Source organism: Pseudomonas sp. BF-R-30 (genome assembly GCF_019956175.1).
Lineage (GTDB): Bacteria > Pseudomonadota > Gammaproteobacteria > Pseudomonadales > Pseudomonadaceae > Aquipseudomonas > Aquipseudomonas jessenii.
The window spans coordinates 41,290-61,051 of record NZ_JAHBDE010000007.1; the positions used below are offsets into that span (position 1 = coordinate 41,290).

Here is a 19,762-nt window from a genome sequence, read left to right on the forward strand (position 1 = left end):
GGGGTGATTGGGCAGAAAGGGGCCGTGGAATGACCATTCGGAAGGTGGTGTGGCTGAAAACGCCATCGCGAGCAGGCTCGCTCCCACATTGAGTCTCTGGTGTATGCAGAATCTGTGATCACTGAAGACCTGATGTGGGAGCGAGCCTGCTCGCGAATACAGTCTGAAGGATTACAGGGAAGCCTGGCGAACCTGCTTCTCAAGCTCGGCCTTCAACCCCGGCTCCAGCTTGAGCTGGCGCGCCAGCTCATCGAGATAGGCCTTCTCCATGAAGTTTTCCTCGTCCACCATCATCACGCTGGCGATGTACATCTCGGCGGCGATTTCCGGGGAGCGGGCGGCGCGGGCGACATCGCTCGGATCCAGTGGCTTGTTGAGCTCGGCGTGCAGCCAGTGTTGCAGCTCCTGATCGCTGTCGAGCCGGGTGAATTCGCCTTCGATCAAGGCACGCTCACGCTCATCGACATGACCGTCAGCCTTGGCCGCAGCCACCAGCGCCTTGAGAATCGCCTGACTGTGCAGCTCGACTTGCGCGTCCGGTACGCGGTCCAGGGTTTGCGGTTGCGCACCGGCCGCACCGCCCTGCTGCGCCTGCCAGTTACCGTAGGCTTTATAGGCCAGCACGCCCAACGCGGCGAGACCGCCGTAGACCGCGACCTTGCCCCCGACTTTACGGGCCTTTTTGCTGCCGAGCAGCAAGCCCATGGCGCCTGCCGCCAATGCCCCGCCACTCGCCCCGGAGAGCAAACTGCCGAGGCCTCCGTTGCCACCGCTCGCACCCTTTTGCTGCGGGCTGCCGGCCTTGTTCTGCAACAGGTCCTGACCGGACTTGAGTAGTTGATCGAGCAATCCACGGGTATTCATTTACCGCCTCCACAAGACGTTTAACCTGAAACCAAGACCACCAGCCTAAAACGAAAGTGCCCACGCCCCGTGGGCGAGAGTGCTTCCAGATGTTGCACTCCCTCAATGCGCCACTTGCCGCTTGCGCCGGCCTATCAGAAAAAACGATATACACTCTCGCCAATCGATAAAAACAGCCCACCGGGTACTTCCCCATGATGACCTTGCGTCAGATCCGTCACTTCATCGCCGTGGCCGAGACCGGCTCGATCTCGGCCGCCGCACAAACCGCATTCATTTCCCAGTCGACCCTGACCCTGGCGATCCAGCAACTGGAGGAGGAAATCGGCGTCAGCCTGTTCAGCCGCCATGCCAAGGGTATGACCCTGACCCACCAGGGGCATCAATTCCTGCGTCAGGCGCACTTGATCCTGGCCACGGTGGATAACGCCAAGCGCAGCCTGCAACAGAGCACCGACCAGGTCGCCGGGCAACTGATCGTCGGCGTGACCAGCCTGGTGGCCGGTTATTACCTGGCGGATTTGCTCACCCGTTTCCAGCGCGCCTACCCCAACGTGGAAATCCGCGTGATGGAGGATGAGCGCCCGTACATCGAGCATTTGCTGGTCAGCGGCGAGATCGATGTCGGCGTGTTGATCCTGTCCAACCTCGAAGACCGCCACGCATTGCAGACCGAAGTGCTGACCCGCTCGCCGCACCGGCTATGGCTGCCGGCCCAGCACCCGCTGCTGGAACACGACAGCATCAACCTCGCCGACGTGGCCCGCGAGCCATTGATTCAACTGAACGTCGATGAAATGGACCGCAACGCCCAACGCATGTGGTCGGCAGCCTCCTTGCAACCGCGCATCACCCTGCGCACGGCCTCGACCGAAGCGGTGCGAAGCCTTGTGGCCGCTGGCCTGGGCGTATCGATCCAGCCCGACATGACCTATCGCCCGTGGTCACTGGAGGGCGACATCATCGAAGCGCGGCCGATCGCCGACCTCGGCCAGACCCTGGATGTCGGCCTGGCCTGGCGTCGCGGCACCGCTCGTCCGGCATTGGTGGACCCCTTCCTCACGGTCGCGCGCGAACAACCCCATGGCGGGCGCAAGCCATCTATTTAATCGAACGCTACCTTCAGTATTTAGTATTTGTTGTCCTCGGGTCCGCGAACTAGTCTTGTTGCATCTAATAAGACGGCCGGGCCCCAGTCACAGGGAGCGCTGCCATGTCTACACAACAAGCCACACAAAAAACGAGAACCCGAAAAATGGCTGGTGCGCAGACCCCGTTGTTCACCGCCTTGTTGATCGATGGTGAAATAGTCGCAGGGCAAGGCTTTGCCGAACCCATCATCAATCCGGCCACCGGCGAAATCCTGACGCAAATCGCCGAAGCCAGCACCGAACAAGTCGAAGCAGCCATCCTCGCCGCCCACCGCGCCTTTGCCGGTTGGTCGCGGACCACGCCACAACAGCGCTCAAACCTGCTGTTGGACATTGCCAACGCCATCGAAAAAAACGCCGACCATCTCGCCCGCCTCGAAGCCCTGAATTGCGGCAAGCCGTTGCACCTGGCCCGTCAGGATGACCTCAATGCCACGGTCGACGTGTTCCGCTTCTTCGCCGGTGCCGTGCGTTGCCAGACCGGCCAGCTCAGCGGCGAATACCTGCCGGGCTACACCAGCATGGTCCGGCGCGATCCTATCGGGGTCGTGGCGTCGATTGCGCCGTGGAACTACCCGATCATGATGGCCGCGTGGAAAATCGCCCCGGCCCTCGCCGCTGGCAACACCCTGGTGTTCAAGCCGTCGGAACACACGCCGCTGTCGATCCTGGCCCTGGCGCCAGCGCTGGCCGAGATCCTGCCGCGCGGTGTAATCAACATTATTTGCGGTGGCGGCGAAGGCGTCGGCAGCCACCTGGTGAGCCACCCTAAAGTGCGCATGGTGTCGCTGACCGGCGATATCGTCACCGGCCAAAAGATTCTCCAGGCCGCGTCGAAGACACTCAAACGCACCCACCTCGAACTCGGCGGCAAGGCCCCGGTGATCGTCTGCAACGATGCCGACATTCAGGCCGTGGTCGAAGGCGTACGCACCTACGGCTACTACAACGCCGGCCAGGATTGCACCGCCGCTTGCCGCATTTATGCCCAGGCCGGGATTCATGACCGCCTGGTGGCCGAGCTCGGCGCGGCCGTCGGCAGCCTGCGTTTCGCCGGCAAGCGCGATGCCGACAACGAAATCGGCCCGCTGATCAGCACCCGCCAACGCGACCGCGTGGCCAGTTTCGTCGAACGTGCCTTGGGCCAGCCGCACATCGAGCGGGTAACCGGCGCAGCGGTGCACTCCGGCGCCGGCTTCTATTACCAGCCGACCCTGCTCGCCGGTTGCAAGCAAAGTGACGAGATCGTCCAGCGCGAAGTGTTCGGGCCGGTGGTCACCGTGACCCGCTTCGATGAGCTGGAACAAGCGGTGGACTGGGCCAACGACTCGGAATACGGCCTGGCCTCGTCGGTCTGGACCCAGAACCTCGACAAGGCCATGCAGGTCGCGGCGCGCTTGCAGTACGGCTGCACCTGGATCAACAGCCACTTCATGCTGGTCAGCGAAATGCCCCACGGCGGCTTGAAGCGTTCGGGCTACGGCAAGGACCTGTCCAGCGATTCGCTTCAGGACTACAGCGTGGTGCGGCACATCATGGCCCGCCATGGCGAGCATCTCTGACTAAGCTAATAACAAGCCGCCAACGGCATGCTTCACCACGTTCACAACTGCCCCGACCATAATTTAAAGAAGAGGGAATTCCAATGTTCGTGCACAAGACCGCACTGCTCAGTGCAATCACCACCGCGCTGCTGGCCAGCGCCAGTGTCCAGGCCGCCGAGCCGCTCAAAGCTGTCGGGGCGGGCGAAGGCCAACTGGATATTGTGGCCTGGCCCGGCTACATCGAACGTGGCGAGAGCGACAAGGCCTACGACTGGGTGACCGGGTTCGAGAAGGAAACCGGCTGCAAGGTCAACGTCAAGACCGCCGCCACCTCCGATGAAATGGTCAGCCTGATGGCCAAGGGCGGTTACGATCTGGTGACCGCGTCCGGCGACGCCTCCCTGCGCCTGATCGTCGGCAAGCGTGTGCAGCCGATCAACACCGCGTTGATCCCGAACTGGAAAAACCTCGACCCGCGCCTCAAGGATGCACCCTGGTACGTGGTCAACAAGCAGACCTACGGCACCCCGTACCAATGGGGCCCGAACGTGCTGATGTACAACACCAACGTGTTCAAGACCGCGCCCACCAGCTGGGGCGTGTTGTTCAACGCGGAAAACCTGCCGGACGGCAAGCCGAACAAGGGGCGCGTGCAGGCCTATGACGGCCCGATCTACATCGCCGACGCGGCGCTGTACCTGAAGTCCGCCAAGCCGGAACTGGGTATCCAGAGCCCGTACGAACTGACCGAAGCCCAGTACAAGGCCGTGCTCGATCTGCTGCGCGCCCAGCAGCCGTTGATCCACCGCTACTGGCACGACACCACCGTGCAAATGAGCGACTTCAAGAACGAAGGCGTGGTCGCCTCCGGTGCCTGGCCGTATCAGGTCAACGGCCTGATGAACGAGAAGCAGCCAATCGCCTCGACCATCCCGAAAGAAGGCGCCACCGGGTGGGCCGACACCACCATGCTGCATGCCGAAGCCAAGCACCCCAATTGCGCCTACAAGTGGATGGACTGGTCGCTGCAACCGAAAGTCCAGGGTGACGTAGCGGCCTGGTTCGGTTCGTTGCCAGCAGTGCCGGCAGCGTGCAAGGGCAGTGAATTACTCGGTGCCGAAGGCTGCAAGACCAACGGTTTCGACAATTTCGACAAGATCGCCTTCTGGAAAACCCCGCAGGCTGAAGGCGGCAAGTTCGTGCCGTACAGCCGCTGGACCCAGGATTACATCGCGATCATGGGCGGCAGGTAACACACCGTTTCTGTGGCAAAAACGCTTTTGTGGCGAGGGGGCTTGCCCCCGTTGGAGGGCGAAGCCCTCCCCTAGTCCGTCACTGCGGTCTGGCAGACCGCGTCCACCGTTTTCAGGGCTGCTGCGCAGCCCAACGGGGGCAAGCCCCCTCGCCACAGTCAGTATTCCAGCCACACATGCGCGAACACGATTCAGTTTTTTCAGAAGTCCAGGCAGGGCCGCTGCGACGGCCTTCGCCTTTTTGGAGCACCGCACCATGACGCTTGCAGTCCAGTTCACCAACGTTTCCCGTCAATTCGGCGAAGTGAAAGCCGTAGACCGGGTTTCCATCGACATCCAGGACGGCGAGTTTTTCTCCATGCTGGGGCCGTCCGGCTCGGGCAAGACCACCTGTTTGCGCCTGATTGCCGGTTTTGAACAACCGAGCGCGGGCTCCATCCGTATTCATGGCGAGGAGGCCGCCGGCCTGCCACCGTACCAGCGCGACGTGAACACCGTGTTCCAGGATTACGCGTTGTTCCCGCACATGAACGTTCGCGACAACGTCGCCTACGGCTTGAAAGTCAAAGGCGTCGGCAAGGCCGAACGTCTCAAGCGCGCCGAAGAAGCCCTCGACATGGTCGCCCTCGGTGGCTACGGCGAGCGCAAGCCGGTGCAGCTCTCCGGTGGTCAGCGCCAGCGTGTAGCCCTGGCCCGCGCCCTGGTCAATCGTCCACGGGTGCTGCTGCTCGACGAACCCCTCGGCGCCCTCGACCTGAAGTTGCGCGAGCAAATGCAGGGCGAGCTGAAGAAGCTGCAACGTCAGCTCGGCATCACCTTCATTTTCGTCACCCACGACCAGACCGAAGCCTTGTCGATGTCCGACCGCGTGGCCGTATTCAACAAGGGCCGCATCGAACAAGTCGATAGCCCGCGCAACCTGTACATGAAACCGGCCACCACCTTCGTGGCGGAATTCGTTGGCACATCCAACGTGATTCGCGGCGATCTGGCCAAACAGTTGAGTGGCAATCCGCAACCGTTCTCGATTCGCCCGGAACACGTGCGATTCGCCGAAGGTCCGCTGGCCAGCCACGAGATTGAAGTCAGCGGTTTGCTGCATGACATCCAGTACCAGGGCAGTGCGACTCGCTATGAGCTGAAACTGGAAAACGGCCAGACCCTGAACATCAGCAAGGCCAACAACCAGTGGCTGGACACCAGTGCACAGCACCAGACCGGGCAGCGCATCAGCGCACGCTGGGCGCGCGAGGCAATGATTCCGCTGCACGATACCGTTGCAGGCGGGGTGTGAGATGAACACCGTGGCTATCCCTCAATCTCCGGCCAGCGGCTCGCTGCTGCGCAGGTTTTCCAACCTGCTGTATCGCCGGCCGAATTTTTACCTGTCGCTACTGCTGGTGCCGCCGTTGCTGTGGTTCGGCGCGATCTACCTGGGTTCATTGCTGGTCCTGCTGTGGCAAGGTTTCTACACCTTCGATGACTTCACCATGGCGGTCACTCCCGACCTGACCCTGGCGAACTTTACCGCGCTGTTCCAGCCGTCGAACTTCGACATCATCCTGCGCACCCTGGGCATGGCGATTGCCGTATCGATTGCCAGCGCCATCGTCGCGTTCCCGATTGCCTACTACATGGCGCGCTACACCACCGGCAAGACCAAGGCGTTTTTCTACATCGCGGTGATGATGCCGATGTGGGCCAGTTACATCGTCAAGGCCTACGCCTGGACACTGCTGCTGGCCAAGGGCGGCGTGGCGCAGTGGTTCGTGCAGCACCTGGGGCTGGAGCCGGTCCTGCAGTTCGTACTGGGCATTCCGGGAGTTGGCGGCAGCACCTTGTCGACCTCACACCTGGGGCGCTTCATGGTGTTCGTCTACATCTGGCTGCCGTTCATGATCCTGCCGATCCAGGCCTCGCTGGAACGCCTGCCGCCTTCGCTGCTGCAAGCCTCCGCCGACCTCGGCGCCAAGCCGCGCCAGACCTTCATGCAAGTGATTCTGCCGCTGTCGATCCCGGGCATTGCCGCCGGTTCCATCTTCACCTTCTCGCTGACCCTGGGCGACTTCATCGTGCCGCAACTGGTCGGCCCGCCCGGCTACTTCGTCGGCAGCATGGTGTATGCCCAGCAAGGCGCGATCGGCAACATGCCGATGGCCGCTGCTTTCACCCTGGTGCCTATCGTGCTGATCGCCATTTACCTGTCCATCGTCAAACGACTGGGGGCCTTCGATGCACTCTGACAAAGCTTCCCTGGGCCTGCGCCTCGCCGCCTGGGGCGGGTTGGTGTTCCTGCACTTCCCGATCCTGATCATCTTCCTGTACGCCTTCAATACCGAAGACGCGGCGTTCAGCTTTCCACCCAAGGGTTTCACCTGGAAGTGGATCGGCGTGGCGTTCTCGCGGCCGGACGTGCTCGAGGCCATCAAGCTGTCGTTGCAGATCGCCTCGATTGCCACCCTGATCGCCATGGTCCTTGGCACATTGGCTTCGGCCGCGTTGTACCGCCGGGACTTCTTCGGCAAACAAGGCATCTCGCTGATGCTGATCCTGCCGATTGCCCTGCCGGGGATCATCACCGGGATCGCATTGCTGGCGACTTTCAAGACCCTGGGAATCGAGCCGGGGATGTTCACCATCATCGTCGGCCACGCGACCTTCTGTGTGGTGATTGTCTACAACAACGTCATCGCCCGCTTGCGCCGCACCTCACACAGTTTGATCGAGGCCTCGATGGACCTCGGCGCCGACGGCTGGCAGACCTTCCGCTACATCATCCTGCCGAACCTCGGCTCGGCATTGCTGGCCGGCGGCATGCTGGCGTTCGCCCTGTCGTTTGACGAAATCATCGTCACCACCTTCACCGCCGGCCATGAACGCACCCTGCCGCTGTGGCTGCTCAACCAGCTCAGCCGCCCACGGGACGTGCCGGTGACCAACGTCGTGGCGATGCTGGTGATGCTGGTGACCATGCTGCCGATCCTCGGCGCTTATTACCTGACCCGTGGTGGTGAGAGCGTTGCGGGCAGTGGTGGTAAGTAACTGACAACGATTACTCCCGGTAGGAGCCGAATTCAATGTGGGAGCGGGCTTGCTCGCGAAGAGGCCATCACATTCAACAGTGATGGTGCCTGACACACCGCTTTCGCGAGCAAGCCCGCTCCCACAATTAGAGCCGGTTTCCACCGAGAAAAAACAACAGTTCCGAAGAGGACAAAGCCATGCAAACCAAACTCCTGATCAACGGCCAACTGCAAAGCGGCGAAGGCCCCGCCCAACCTGTGTTCAACCCGGCGCTGGGTAGTGTGTTGGTGGAAATCAACGAAGCCAGCGAAGCCCAGGTCGATGCCGCCGTGCGCGCCGCCGACGCTGCGTTCGACAGCTGGTCGCATACCCCGCCGAAAGACCGCTCGCTGCTGCTGCTCAAACTCGCCGATGCCATCGAAGCCCACGGCGAAGAACTGGCCAAACTGGAATCGGACAACTGCGGCAAACCTTACAGCGCTGCGCTGAACGACGAGATCCCGGCAATTGCCGACGTGTTCCGTTTCTTCGCCGGCGCCAGCCGCTGCATGAGTGGTTCAACCGGTGGTGAGTACTTGCCGGGTCACACCTCGATGATCCGCCGAGATCCGGTGGGCGTGATCGCCTCCATTGCGCCGTGGAACTACCCATTGATGATGGTCGCCTGGAAAATCGCCCCGGCCCTCGCCGCCGGTAATACCGTGGTGCTCAAACCGTCGGAACAGACTCCGCTGACAGCCCTGCGCCTGGCTGAGCTGGCGTCGGATATCTTCCCGGCCGGCGTACTCAACCTGGTGTTCGGCCGTGGTCCTACCGTCGGCAGCCCATTGGTCACTCACCCGAAAGTGCGCATGGTGTCGCTGACCGGTTCGATTGCCACCGGCTCGAACATCATCTCCAGCACCGCCGACACCGTCAAACGCATGCACATGGAACTGGGCGGCAAAGCCCCGGTGATCATCTTCGACGACGCCGACATCGATGCCGCCATCGAAGGCATCCGCACCTTCGGTTTCTACAACGCAGGCCAGGACTGCACCGCCGCCTGCCGCATCTATGCCCAGGAAGGCATTTACGACAAGTTCGTGGAGAAGCTCGGCGCCGCCGTCAGCAGCATCAAGTACGGCTTGCAGGATGATCCGTCGACCGAACTCGGCCCGCTGATCACCGCGCAACACCGCGACCGTGTTGCCGGCTTCGTCGAGCGCGCCATCGCCCAGCCACACATTCGTTTGATCACTGGCGGCAAGGCGGTTGAGGGCGATGGTTTCTTCTTCGAACCGACCGTGCTGGCCGACGCACAACAGGACGACGAAATCGTGCGCCGCGAAGTGTTCGGGCCAGTGGTGTCAGTAACCAAATTCACCGATGAAGCCCAAGTGCTGGGCTGGGCCAACGATTCGGACTACGGCCTGGCCTCCTCCGTGTGGACCACCGACGTCGGCCGCGCCCATCGCCTGTCAGCGCGTTTGCAGTACGGCTGCACCTGGGTCAACACGCACTTCATGCTGGTCAGCGAAATGCCCCACGGCGGTCAGAAACTGTCCGGCTATGGCAAGGACATGTCCATGTATGGGCTGGAGGACTACACCGTTGTGCGGCATGTGATGTTCAAGCACTAAAGCATCGCGAGCAGGCTTGCTCCCACATTTGGAACGCATTCCCCTGTAGGAGCGAGCCAGCTCGCGATGGCGCCACCGCCACACTGCAAACAGTAAACTCCTACAGATTCAGCCTGCCTGAAAAACCCTCGATTCCTACAACAAGCGTCGCCAGAGTAGACTTGGCGCCGCGAGCGCCTGACCGATAGGCTTTGTTCCGTCGCTGCCAAATCAGCGGCCCGGAGTCGAAGCCGGAACAAGTCAAAACGGTGCTCGTGTGCCCCCATAGAACTGTGGCTGTTTTATGCCTTCAGTTCTGCATTATGGCGGGCCGTGTGGCGCGGGCCTTTCGGCTTCCGTTTTGACTTGGAAGTGTCCCGACTTCGAACGCCACTCGGTCCGCCACCCAACCTGTCGAAGGGTTGGTGGCGACTTTCCAAGCCAAAACGGAAATCACGCCATGCCAATGCATCCTCAAGGCTCGCCTCTTCCCTATTTCGATCCCACTGTCTTCACCCGCCACAACCGCTTCCTCCACGCTTTCATGCAAGAAAACCAGGCCTGGTTCTGTGTTCAGGACCTTGGGCGCCTGATGGGCAAACCCCTGAATGAACGGCTCACCCTGAAACTCGACGCAGACCAACGTCGCACCGTCTGGCTTCGCAAAGACGGCAAAACGGTCGAAACCCTGATGGTCAGCGAATCAGGCGTGTACGCCTTGCTGGTTCACCACTTCGTCCCGGAAAACCGCAATCTGCGTCAGTGGTTGAGCAACGAAGTCATACCCTCGCTGCGTGATGCGAAATCAGAGCCTGTGGAAAACCTGCCAAGTCTGAGTTCCTTGAATTGGGCCGGAGTTTCGGTGCCCTTGCTGCATTACCAACACCACGCCTGGATCAAGTGGCGAGACATGCCTGAACTGATGCAAGTGCAGCGACCCTTTCCAATCTCGGGCACTTGCCGTTGAAGGGATAAATCGAGCCGATCAAAAAGGGAAACTGTAGGAGCGAGCCTGCTCGCGATGGACTCAAAGACACCGCGTACATCCAGAACGGACGCGTCATCGTTAACGACCATCGCGAGCAGGCTCGCTCCTACATTACGGCTCCAGGTCCACTCAAAACCGCGAAACACTCCTCATCGCGTCCACCAGATACCTCATCGCAATCCTGTCGCTCTCCGACAGCTCCCGATAGCGTTCCACCAGTTTCATTTCCTCGCTGTTGAGCCGGCGTCTTCTTCGCCCCAGGGCCAGACACGGAAAGATTCCCAACATTTCGGTGATGCCTTGTACTTTCGACATGGACGATGTCCTTCTAAACGTCAAAGAAAACTGCAAAAAACCGCATCGCCCTACCCCTTTTCGGCAGCCGCATCGTGCCGACTGAACCGCACCGGTCTTTCGGGCTTAAACCGGTCATGTGCACAGAATAGAAATAATCCGGGCGCTGAAAAGCGGTTTTTAGAGTAATTAGTCGAAAAAAGCAGAAATGCCCTCTAAATCAGAAACCCCTGTCGGAATTGTTTCCCGACATGTCTTGTTTCATTGCAGAGCCAGCGCAGTGCCATCAATCAATTTTGCTCCGCATTCGAACGGTTTAAGCTGTCGGGCATCTGTTTATAAGTCCGTTGCGTTTGGCCGAAGGCATGTCCGAACCGATATTTCTGATCCAGCACGTGCCAGGAACGGCGCGGGATTGCTCACGACAGGTTGTATTTATGCACCGCAGGAACTTGCTCAAAGCCTCCATGGCCATCGCGGCCTACACCGGTTTGTCCGCCACGGGCCTGTTGGCCGCCAAGGCCTGGGCCGCCAGCGGTGGCACCGCTGATGGCGAGGCCACCGCGTTCGATTTCGAGGCGCTGAAGCTCCAGGCCAAACAGCTCGCCAGCAATCGCTACCAGGACACCAAGCAACAGTTGCCGCCGACCCTGGCGACCATGACCCCGCAGAACTTCAATGCGATTCGCTACGACGGCAATCATTCGTTGTGGAAAGAAAACAAGGGGCAGCTGGACGTGCAGTTCTTCCACGTCGGCATGGGGTTCAAGCAGCCGGTGCGCATGTACAGCGTCGATCCGAAAACCCGGATGGCCCGCGAGGTGCATTTCCGCCCGTCGCTGTTCAACTATGAAAACACCACGGTCGACACCGCACAGCTCAAGGGCGACCTGGGTTTCTCCGGCTTCAAGCTGTTCAAGGCCCCGGAACTGGACAAGCACGACGTCGTGTCCTTCCTCGGTGCCAGTTACTTCCGTGCGGTAGACGCCACCGGCCAGTATGGTTTGTCGGCCCGCGGCCTGGCGATCGACACCTACGCCAAGAAACGCGAAGAATTTCCCGACTTCACCAAGTTCTGGTTCGAGACACCGAACAAGGACAGCACCCGCTTCGTGGTCTACGCCCTGCTCGACTCGCCGAGCGCCACCGGTGCCTACCGCTTCGATATCGACTGCCAGGCCGAGCGCGTGGTGATGGAGGTCGATGCCCACGTCAACGCACGCACCGCCATCGACCAGTTGGGCATCGCGCCGATGACCAGCATGTTCAGTTGCGGCACCCACGAGCGCCGGATGTGCGACACCATTCACCCGCAAATCCACGACTCCGACCGCCTGGCCATGTGGCGCGGTAACGGCGAGTGGATCTGCCGCCCGCTGAACAACCCGGCCACCCTGCAATTCAATGCCTTCGCCGATACCGACCCGAAGGGCTTCGGCCTGGTGCAGACCGACCACGAGTTCGCCAGCTATCAGGACACCGTCGACTGGTACAGCCGTCGCCCGAGCCTGTGGGTAGAACCGACCACGGCGTGGGGCGAAGGCTCGGTCGACCTGCTGGAGATCCCGACAACCGGCGAGACCATGGACAACATCGTCGCCTTCTGGACGCCGAAGAAACCGGTGGCGGCCGGCGACTCGCTGAACTACGGCTACAAGCTGTACTGGAGCGCATTGCCGCCGGTCGGAACGCCGCTGGCACGGGTCAATGCGACCCGCTCCGGGATGGGCGGCTTCACTGAGGGCTGGGCGCCGGGCGAACACTATCCGCCAGTCTGGGCCCGTCGTTTTGCCGTGGACTTCACCGGCGGCGGCCTGGACCGCTTGCCTGAAGGCGCGGGCATCGAGCCGGTGGTCACTTGCTCGAACGGCGAGGTCAAGGATTTCAGCGTCCTCAAGCTCGATGACATCAAGGGCTACCGCATCCTGTTTGACTGGTACCCGACCAATGACAGCGTGGAACCCGTCGAACTGCGCCTGTTCATCCGCACCAACGACCGTACGCTGAGTGAGACCTGGTTGTACCAGTACTTCCCGCCGGCGCCGGACAAGCGCAAATACCCCTGATGGCCGGGTAGCACCCCGCCACCATTCGGTTTTCCGAACGCGACCTGACGGTCGGTTCGGTTAACCGGATCACTTCACTGAAATTTCAGCGCACAAAATATTATTTTTCCTTACAAATCAATGATGTAACTAATAATGACTGGTCTGGCACGAGTCATGCTCTACACTTCTTCGACGAATGTCCTTTGCGCCGACTCATCGTAGCGCTCAGGTGTTTTGCAGCACAAAAGGGCCGATGAACTGGCTCCATAAAAAAAACAATGTCGAGGAAAATTTGATGCGCATCGTTCCCCACATCCTGGGCGCAGCCATTGCTGCCGCTCTGATCAGCACGCCAGTTTTCGCCGCCGAACTCACCGGCACCCTGAAGAAGATCAAAGAGTCCGGTGTCATCACCCTGGGCCATCGCGACGCTTCCATTCCGTTCTCCTACATTGCAGACGCTACCGGCAAACCGGTCGGCTACTCCCACGACATCCAGCTGAAAGTCGTCGAAGCGCTGAAAAAAGACCTCGACATGCCGAACCTCCAGGTCAAGTACAACCTGGTGACTTCGCAAACCCGTATCCCTCTGGTGCAAAACGGCACCGTGGACCTCGAGTGCGGCTCCACCACCAACAACGTCGAGCGTCAGCAGCAAGTTGACTTCTCCGTTGGCATCTTCGAAATCGGTACTCGCCTGCTGTCCAAGGCCGACTCCAAGTACAAGGATTTCCCTGACCTGGCCGGCAAGAACGTCGTGACCACCGCTGGCACCACGTCCGAGCGCATCCTCAAGGCGATGAACGCCGACAAGCAGATGGGCATGAACGTCATCTCCGCCAAAGACCACGGCGAGTCCTTCCAGATGCTGGAAACCGGCCGCGCAGTGGCCTTCATGATGGACGACGCCCTGCTGGCCGGTGAAGCAGCCAAGGCCAAGAAGGCAAGTGACTGGGCCGTTACCGGCACTCCACAGTCCTACGAAATCTACGGCTGCATGGTGCGCAAAGGCGACGAGCCGTTCAAAAAGGCTGTGGATGACGCCATCAAGGCCACCTACGCATCGGGCGAGATCAACAAGATCTACGAAAAATGGTTCATGCAACCGATCCCGCCAAAAGGCCTGAACCTGAACTTCCCGATGAGCGACGAACTCAAGGCCCTGATCGCCAAACCGACTGATAAAGCGGCTGACGACAAGAAGTCCTGATTTCTGACTAACCTTATCTCCTGAGAGGGCCCTGGCCCTTTCAGGAGGTGGTCACTTCCTGCTGGCATTTTTTGGAAACACTCGAACCGGTGGCTGTCGAGCCGGGAGCGTGTGCCTGATCGTAAAGGTCGGGCGGGAACGGAGCTTCCCCCAAGCGGGCACTTGTACATCGATTGAACTGAGGGGAGACCCTAATGAATTACAACTGGGACTGGGGCGTGTTCTTCAAGTCCACCGGCGTGGGCAGCGAGACCTATTTCGACTGGTACGTGACCGGTCTGGCCTGGACCATCGGCATCGCCATCGCGGCCTGGATCATCGCCCTGACACTGGGCTCGATCCTGGGCGTCATGCGTACCGTGCCGAACCGCATCGTATCGGGCATCGCCACCTGCTACGTCGAACTCTTCCGTAACGTGCCGCTGCTGGTTCAGCTGTTCATCTGGTACTTCCTGGTACCCGACCTGCTGCCGGCCGACCTGCAAGAGTGGTACAAGCAGGATCTGAACCCGACCACCTCGGCCTTCCTCAGCGTCGTCGTGTGCCTGGGCCTGTTCACTACCGCCCGGGTTTGCGAACAGGTGCGCACCGGTATCCAGGCCCTGCCAAAAGGCCAGGAATCCGCGGCTCGCGCCATGGGTTTCAAGCTGCCGCAGATCTACTGGAACGTGCTGCTGCCCCAGGCCTACCGGATCATCATTCCGCCGCTTACCTCGGAATTCCTGAACGTCTTCAAGAACACCTCCGTGGCCTCGCTGATCGGTTTGATGGAGCTGCTCGCGCAGACCAAGCAGACCGCCGAGTTCTCCGCCAACCTGTTCGAAGCCTTCACCCTGGCAACGCTGATCTACTTCACCCTGAACATGAGCCTGATGTTGCTGATGCGCGTGGTCGAGAAGAAAGTCGCCGTACCGGGCCTGATTTCCGTAGGGGGTAAATGATGGAATTCGACTTCTCGGGCATCATCCCGTCCCTGCCGGGCCTGTGGAACGGCATGATCATGACCCTCAAGCTGATGGCCATGGGCGTGATCGGCGGCATCATCCTCGGCACCATCCTGGCGTTGATGCGTCTGTCCCACAACAAAGTGCTGTCGAACATCGCCGGCGCGTACGTCAACTATTTCCGCTCGATCCCATTGCTGCTGGTGATCACCTGGTTCTACCTGGCGGTACCGTTCGTGCTGCGCTGGATCACCGGCGAAGACACGCCGATCGGCGCGTTCGCTTCGTGCATCGTGGCCTTCATGATGTTCGAAGCGGCGTACTTCTGCGAAATCGTCCGCGCCGGTGTGCAGTCGATTCCCAAGGGCCAGATGGGTGCTGCCCAGGCACTGGGCATGTCTTACGGCCAGATGATGCGCCTGATCATCCTGCCGCAAGCGTTCCGCAAGATGACGCCGCTGTTGCTGCAACAGAGCATCATCCTGTTTCAGGACACCTCGCTGGTCTACGCCGTCGGCCTGGTGGACTTCCTCAATGCTTCGCGCGCCAGTGGCGACATCATTGGCCGCTCCAATGAGTTCCTGATTTTCGCGGGTCTCGTGTACTTCATCATCAGCTTTGCCGCCTCGCAGCTGGTCAAGCGTCTGCAAAAAAGGTTCGCCGTATGATCTCTATCAAAAGCATCAACAAGTGGTATGGGGACTTCCAGGTACTGACTGATTGCAGCACCGAGGTCAAAAAAGGCGAAGTGATCGTGGTGTGCGGGCCATCCGGTTCCGGCAAGTCGACCCTGATCAAGTGCGTCAACGCCCTGGAACCGTTCCAGAAAGGCGACATCGTGGTCGACGGCACCTCCATCGCCGACCCGAAGACCAACCTGCCGAAACTGCGCTCGCGCGTGGGCATGGTGTTCCAGCATTTCGAGCTGTTCCCGCACCTGACCATCACCGAAAACCTGACCATCGCGCAGATCAAGGTGTTGGGCCGCAGCAAGGAAGAGGCCACCAAGAAAGGCCTGCAACTGCTCGAGCGCGTCGGTCTCTCGGCCCACGCCCACAAGCATCCTGGCCAACTGTCCGGCGGTCAGCAGCAGCGTGTGGCGATTGCCCGTGCGCTGGCGATGGACCCGATCGTCATGCTGTTCGACGAACCGACCTCGGCGCTCGACCCGGAAATGGTCAACGAAGTGCTCGACGTGATGGTACAACTGGCCCACGAAGGCATGACCATGATGTGCGTGACCCACGAAATGGGCTTCGCCCGTAAAGTGGCCGACCGCGTGATTTTCATGGACCAGGGCAAGATCATCGAAGACTGCAAGAAAGAAGAGTTCTTCGGTGACATCAATGCCCGCGCGGAGCGTACGCAGCACTTCCTCAACAAGATTCTGCAGCACTAAGAAAAACACCGCTCCCACACTGGTTCAGTGGTGATCTTGAGATTTGCGTTGTGGTTGACCCAAGGCATCTGTGATGAAATGCGACCCCACTCTTTATCGCGCCACGTCGCCATCACTCGCCGTGAAACCCCGTCTGGTTCGTCATTTGTTCCTGCCGCCACTGATCATCGCCATGATGATCGGCCTGGGCTATATCGGCTTCTGGATCAGTGAGCACTACGGCATCCGCAGCCTCAGCGAAAACGGCCAGCGCCAGCTGGAACTGCACGCGCGCGCCGTCGAAAGCGAAATCAGCAAATACACCTACCTGCCCAGCCTGCTGGAACTCGAAACCAGCGTTTCGCAGTTGCTGGCCGACCCGAACCCGGAACACCGACAGACGGTCAACGATTACCTCGAAGGCCTGAACCGGCGCAGCCGCAGTCGGGCCATCTACGTGATGGACACCACCGGTCGCGTCATGGCCACCAGCAACTGGCGCGATGTCGACAGTTACCTGGGTGAAGACCTGTCCTTTCGCGCCTATTTCCAGAACGCCGTGCGCGGTCAGCCGGGGCGTTTCTATGGCATCGGCAGCACCAACGGCGAACCCGGTTACTACCTGGCCCATGGCCTGGAAGAACACGGCAAGATCATCGGCGTAGCCGTGGTCAAGGTTCGCCTGGAAGCCATGGAAGAACGCTGGCAACGGGCCCGCCTGGAAGCCTTCGTCAGCGACGAAAACGGCATCATCATTCTTTCCAGCGATCCGGCGCGGCGCTTGAAATCGGTGGTGCCGCTGAGCGAAGAAACCAAGGAAAAACTCGCCCGCAGCCTGCAGTACTACTGGTTCCCGCTCAATGAACTGCAACCGCTGGCCCGGGAAACCCTGTCCGAAGGCGTGGAAAAACTCACGTTCCCGGCCAACAGCGAACTGGTGTCCGACGATGAAAACATCAGCTATCTGGCGCAAACCCGGCCCTTGAGCGATACGCCGTGGAATTTCACCCTGCTCACGCCACTCCAGGACTTGCGCCGCGAAGCGATCAACCAGGGGATCCTGGTGGCCGTGGCGTTTGCCCTCCTGGCGTTCCTTTTGATCGCCTGGAACGAGCGGCGCAAGGTGATTGCCACCCGCCTCGCAGCCCGGGAAGCCTTGCAGGAAGCCAACAATCAGCTGGAGCGTCGGATTACCGAACGCACCACCGACCTGCGCGCCAGCAACGAACGGCTCAAGGGCCAGATCCGCGAACGCCGGCTCGCCGAAGAGACTTTGCGCCGCGCCCAGGATGAATTGGTGCAGGCCGGAAAGCTCGCGGCCATCGGCCAGATGTCCACCAGCATCGCCCACGAACTGAACCAGCCGCTGGCGGCGCTGCGCACCTTGTCCGGCAATACCGTGCGCTTCCTCGAACGCGGCCAGCTCGACGTGGCCAGCACCAACCTCAAGACCATCAACGAACTGATCGACCGCATGGGCCGGATCACCGCGAGCCTGCGCTCGTTCGCCCGGCGCGGAGACGACAAAGGCCAGGCCTGCCTCGGCAAAGCGGTGGACGCGGCCCTGCAATTGCTAGGCGCCCGGGTGGAAAATATTCAGCTGCAATTACACCGCGACTTCACCGATGTGCAGGTGCAGATCGACCAGACCCGCCTGGAGCAGATTCTGGTCAACCTGATCGGCAACGCCCTCGACGCCATGCAAGCGCAGCCGCAACCCGAGCTGTGGCTCGAAGGCGAAGCGTTCGATGGCAAATACCGCCTGCGGGTGCGTGACAACGGCCACGGCATCGACGCCGAAGCGCGCAAGCACCTGTTCGAACCGTTTTTCACCACCAAACCCGGCGAACAGGGCCTGGGCCTGGGCCTGACCCTTTCCGCCAGCCTCGCCGCCGCCACCGGCGGTCACCTGGGTGTCGAGCACCCGGCCAGCGGTGGCACTGCATTCGTCCTCAGTTTACCGTTGGTAAGCCCCACTCCCGCCGAGCCAATATGAACAACGACCTTAGTGTATTGATCGTCGAAGACGACCCCCATGTGCTGCTCGGCTGCCAACAGGCGCTGACCCTGGAAGACATTCCCTGCATTGGCGTGGGCAGCGCCGAAGAGGCCCTGGAGCGGGTCGGCGACAACTTCGCCGGCATCGTCGTCAGCGACATTCGCCTGCCGGGCATCGATGGCCTGGAACTGCTGACACGACTCAAGGAGCGCGACCGCAGCCTGCCGGTGGTGCTGATCACCGGGCACGGCGACATATCCATGGCCGTCGGCGCGATGCAGAAAGGCGCCTACGACTTCATGGAAAAGCCGTTTTCCCCGGAGCGCCTGGTGGACGTGGCCCGCCGCGCACTGGAGCAACGCAGCCTGGCGCGGGAAGTCTCCTCGTTACGTCGGCAACTGGCCGAGCGCGATTCCCTCGAAGGGCGGATCATCGGCCGTTCGCCAGCCATGCAGAACTTGCGCGAATTGATCGCCAACGTCGCCGACACCTCGGCCAACGTGCTGATCGAGGGCGAAACCGGCACTGGCAAAGAACTGGTCGCTCGTTGCCTGCATGATTTCAGTCGGCGCCACACCAAACAGTTCGTCGCACTGAACTGCGGCGGCCTGCCGGAAAACCTGTTCGAAAGCGAAATTTTCGGCCACGAGGCCAACGCCTTTACCGGCGCGGGCAAACGGCGGATCGGCAAGATCGAACACGCCGACGGCGGCACGCTGTTCCTCGACGAAGTGGAAAGCATGCCCCTGCCCTTGCAGATCAAACTGCTGCGGGTATTACAGGAGCGCACCCTCGAACGCCTCGGTTCTAACCAGAGCGTTGCGGTGGATTGCCGCGTCATCGCTGCGACCAAATCCGACCTCGTCGAGTCGAGCAAGGCCGGCGAGTTCCGCAGCGACCTGTATTACCGCCTCAACGTGGTGACCCTGGAACTGCCGCCGCTGCGCGAGCGCCGCGAAGACATCCTGCAACTGTTCGAACACTTTTTGCAGCAGTCGTCCCTACGCTTCGACCGCACGGTGCCGGAGCTGGACAACCAGACCGTTTCGAACCTGATGAGCCACGATTGGCCGGGTAACGTGCGTGAACTGCGCAACGTTGCCGAGCGCTTTGCCCTGGGCCTGCCGGCGTTCAAGAAAACCGGTGCCGGTGGCGGCAATCAGGGCCTGGCCTTTGCCGAAGCGGTGGAAGCGTTCGAGCGCAATCTGCTCAGCGACGCCTTGCAACGCAGCGGCGGCAACCTGACCCAGGCCAGCCAGGAACTGGGCATGGCCAAGACCACTCTGTTCGACAAAGTGAAAAAGTACGGCCTGAGCCATTAAGCGAGACCTGCCGCCCGAAACTGGCGTGGTTACGCTTTCACGGCTGAATGCATTCCCCTGTGGGAGCGGGCTTGCTCGCGAAGAGGGCATATCAGTTGGCATTTAAGTTGACTGACACACCGCTTTCGCGAGCAAGCCCGCT

General features: G+C 60.8%; 17 protein-coding genes. 15 read left to right on the forward strand and 2 right to left on the reverse strand.

Annotation, left to right across the window (positions count from 1 at the left end):
- Positions 1-171 precede the first annotated feature (171 nt).
- Positions 172-864 (reverse strand): tellurite resistance TerB family protein, encoded by a 693-nt coding sequence (locus KGB20_RS05220; RefSeq protein ID WP_057716215.1) that lies wholly within the window; start codon positions 862-864, stop codon positions 172-174.
- Between the two features lie 194 nt (positions 865-1,058).
- Between KGB20_RS05220 and KGB20_RS05225 the strand changes: the two genes are divergently transcribed.
- The 8 genes from KGB20_RS05225 (at position 1,059) to KGB20_RS05260 (ending at position 10,404) form a co-directional block, all read left to right on the forward strand.
- Entirely contained in the window at positions 1,059-1,973 is a 915-nt protein-coding gene (locus tag KGB20_RS05225) for a LysR family transcriptional regulator (RefSeq protein WP_154947633.1), read from the forward strand.
- A gap of 146 nt (positions 1,974-2,119) precedes the next feature.
- On the forward strand, positions 2,120-3,577 hold the full coding sequence (locus KGB20_RS05230) for a gamma-aminobutyraldehyde dehydrogenase (RefSeq protein WP_223473733.1): 1,458 nt from the start codon (positions 2,120-2,122) through the stop codon (positions 3,575-3,577).
- An 83-nt stretch (positions 3,578-3,660) separates the two neighbouring features.
- Positions 3,661-4,812 carry a putative ABC transporter substrate-binding protein YdcS gene (gene ydcS, locus KGB20_RS05235; RefSeq protein WP_057716218.1) on the forward strand — a complete coding sequence of 384 codons (1,152 nt, stop codon included), beginning with the start codon at positions 3,661-3,663 and terminating at the stop codon, positions 4,810-4,812.
- 256 nt (positions 4,813-5,068) lie between these two features.
- The gene (locus KGB20_RS05240) at positions 5,069-6,106 is read left to right on the forward strand and encodes an ABC transporter ATP-binding protein (protein WP_102670121.1); all 1,038 of its coding nucleotides are present in this window, start codon (positions 5,069-5,071) and stop codon (positions 6,104-6,106) included.
- 1 nt (position 6,107) lies between these two features.
- Entirely contained in the window at positions 6,108-7,055 is a 948-nt protein-coding gene (locus tag KGB20_RS05245) for an ABC transporter permease (RefSeq protein ID WP_015093713.1), read from the forward strand.
- Positions 7,045-7,854, forward strand: coding sequence for an ABC transporter permease (locus KGB20_RS05250; protein WP_057716221.1), 810 nt, complete (start codon positions 7,045-7,047; stop codon positions 7,852-7,854). The genes KGB20_RS05245 and KGB20_RS05250 overlap by 11 nt, the downstream gene beginning before the upstream one ends.
- A gap of 179 nt (positions 7,855-8,033) precedes the next feature.
- Positions 8,034-9,458 (forward strand): gamma-aminobutyraldehyde dehydrogenase, encoded by a 1,425-nt coding sequence (locus tag KGB20_RS05255; protein WP_154947634.1) that lies wholly within the window; start codon positions 8,034-8,036, stop codon positions 9,456-9,458.
- Between the two features lie 439 nt (positions 9,459-9,897).
- The gene (locus KGB20_RS05260; RefSeq protein ID WP_154947635.1) at positions 9,898-10,404 is read left to right on the forward strand and encodes a Bro-N domain-containing protein; all 507 of its coding nucleotides are present in this window, start codon (positions 9,898-9,900) and stop codon (positions 10,402-10,404) included.
- A gap of 150 nt (positions 10,405-10,554) precedes the next feature.
- Here KGB20_RS05260 and KGB20_RS05265 read toward each other — a convergent pair whose 3' ends face one another.
- Positions 10,555-10,740 carry a hypothetical protein gene (locus KGB20_RS05265; RefSeq protein ID WP_046041279.1) on the reverse strand — a complete coding sequence of 62 codons (186 nt, stop codon included), beginning with the start codon at positions 10,738-10,740 and terminating at the stop codon, positions 10,555-10,557.
- Positions 10,741-11,156: 416 nt separating this feature from the next.
- Here KGB20_RS05265 and KGB20_RS05270 point away from each other — a divergent pair, with 416 nt between their 5' ends.
- The 7 genes from KGB20_RS05270 to KGB20_RS05300 all read left to right on the forward strand — a co-directional run bounded on the left by KGB20_RS05270 (position 11,157) and on the right by KGB20_RS05300 (position 19,620).
- Positions 11,157-12,785, forward strand: a complete 1,629-nt coding sequence (locus KGB20_RS05270; RefSeq protein WP_150815323.1) for a glucan biosynthesis protein D — start codon at positions 11,157-11,159, stop codon at positions 12,783-12,785.
- A 277-nt stretch (positions 12,786-13,062) separates the two neighbouring features.
- On the forward strand, positions 13,063-13,977 hold the full coding sequence (locus KGB20_RS05275; RefSeq protein ID WP_150815324.1) for a glutamate/aspartate ABC transporter substrate-binding protein: 915 nt from the start codon (positions 13,063-13,065) through the stop codon (positions 13,975-13,977).
- A gap of 194 nt (positions 13,978-14,171) precedes the next feature.
- Positions 14,172-14,918, forward strand: coding sequence for an amino acid ABC transporter permease (locus KGB20_RS05280; protein WP_057716225.1), 747 nt, complete (start codon positions 14,172-14,174; stop codon positions 14,916-14,918).
- Positions 14,918-15,589 carry an amino acid ABC transporter permease gene (locus KGB20_RS05285; RefSeq protein WP_057716226.1) on the forward strand — a complete coding sequence of 224 codons (672 nt, stop codon included), beginning with the start codon at positions 14,918-14,920 and terminating at the stop codon, positions 15,587-15,589. The genes KGB20_RS05280 and KGB20_RS05285 overlap by 1 nt, the downstream gene beginning before the upstream one ends.
- Positions 15,586-16,320, forward strand: coding sequence for an amino acid ABC transporter ATP-binding protein (locus KGB20_RS05290; RefSeq protein WP_057716227.1), 735 nt, complete (start codon positions 15,586-15,588; stop codon positions 16,318-16,320). Before KGB20_RS05285 ends, KGB20_RS05290 begins: the two co-directional genes overlap by 4 nt.
- Positions 16,321-16,393: 73 nt before the next feature.
- The gene (locus tag KGB20_RS05295; RefSeq protein WP_150815088.1) at positions 16,394-18,295 is read left to right on the forward strand and encodes a sensor histidine kinase; all 1,902 of its coding nucleotides are present in this window, start codon (positions 16,394-16,396) and stop codon (positions 18,293-18,295) included.
- Complete coding sequence (locus KGB20_RS05300; RefSeq protein WP_150815089.1) at positions 18,292-19,620, forward strand: sigma-54-dependent transcriptional regulator; 1,329 nt, start codon at positions 18,292-18,294, stop codon at positions 19,618-19,620. The genes KGB20_RS05295 and KGB20_RS05300 overlap by 4 nt, the downstream gene beginning before the upstream one ends.
- Positions 19,621-19,762: the final 142 nt, after the last annotated feature.

Bases quoted from the DNA above. Each gene is read 5' to 3' on its own strand.
- KGB20_RS05250 (WP_057716221.1), top strand. From the start codon at position 7,045: ATGCACTCTGACAAAGCTTCCCTGGGCCTGCGCCTCGCCGCCTGGGGC.
- KGB20_RS05225 (WP_154947633.1), top strand. From the start codon at position 1,059: ATGATGACCTTGCGTCAGATCCGTCACTTCATCGCCGTGGCCGAGACC.
- KGB20_RS05265 (WP_046041279.1), bottom strand. From the start codon at position 10,740: ATGTCGAAAGTACAAGGCATCACCGAAATGTTGGGAATCTTTCCGTGT.
- KGB20_RS05245 (WP_015093713.1), top strand. From the start codon at position 6,108: ATGAACACCGTGGCTATCCCTCAATCTCCGGCCAGCGGCTCGCTGCTG.
- KGB20_RS05220 (WP_057716215.1), bottom strand. From the start codon at position 864: ATGAATACCCGTGGATTGCTCGATCAACTACTCAAGTCCGGTCAGGAC.
- KGB20_RS05280 (WP_057716225.1), top strand. From the start codon at position 14,172: ATGAATTACAACTGGGACTGGGGCGTGTTCTTCAAGTCCACCGGCGTG.
- KGB20_RS05285 (WP_057716226.1), top strand. From the start codon at position 14,918: ATGGAATTCGACTTCTCGGGCATCATCCCGTCCCTGCCGGGCCTGTGG.
- KGB20_RS05295 (WP_150815088.1), top strand. From the start codon at position 16,394: ATGAAATGCGACCCCACTCTTTATCGCGCCACGTCGCCATCACTCGCC.
- KGB20_RS05230 (WP_223473733.1), top strand. From the start codon at position 2,120: ATGGCTGGTGCGCAGACCCCGTTGTTCACCGCCTTGTTGATCGATGGT.
- KGB20_RS05300 (WP_150815089.1), top strand. From the start codon at position 18,292: ATGAACAACGACCTTAGTGTATTGATCGTCGAAGACGACCCCCATGTG.
- KGB20_RS05290 (WP_057716227.1), top strand. From the start codon at position 15,586: ATGATCTCTATCAAAAGCATCAACAAGTGGTATGGGGACTTCCAGGTA.
- KGB20_RS05260 (WP_154947635.1), top strand. From the start codon at position 9,898: ATGCCAATGCATCCTCAAGGCTCGCCTCTTCCCTATTTCGATCCCACT.
- KGB20_RS05275 (WP_150815324.1), top strand. From the start codon at position 13,063: ATGCGCATCGTTCCCCACATCCTGGGCGCAGCCATTGCTGCCGCTCTG.
- KGB20_RS05240 (WP_102670121.1), top strand. From the start codon at position 5,069: ATGACGCTTGCAGTCCAGTTCACCAACGTTTCCCGTCAATTCGGCGAA.
- KGB20_RS05270 (WP_150815323.1), top strand. From the start codon at position 11,157: ATGCACCGCAGGAACTTGCTCAAAGCCTCCATGGCCATCGCGGCCTAC.
- ydcS (WP_057716218.1), top strand. From the start codon at position 3,661: ATGTTCGTGCACAAGACCGCACTGCTCAGTGCAATCACCACCGCGCTG.
- KGB20_RS05255 (WP_154947634.1), top strand. From the start codon at position 8,034: ATGCAAACCAAACTCCTGATCAACGGCCAACTGCAAAGCGGCGAAGGC.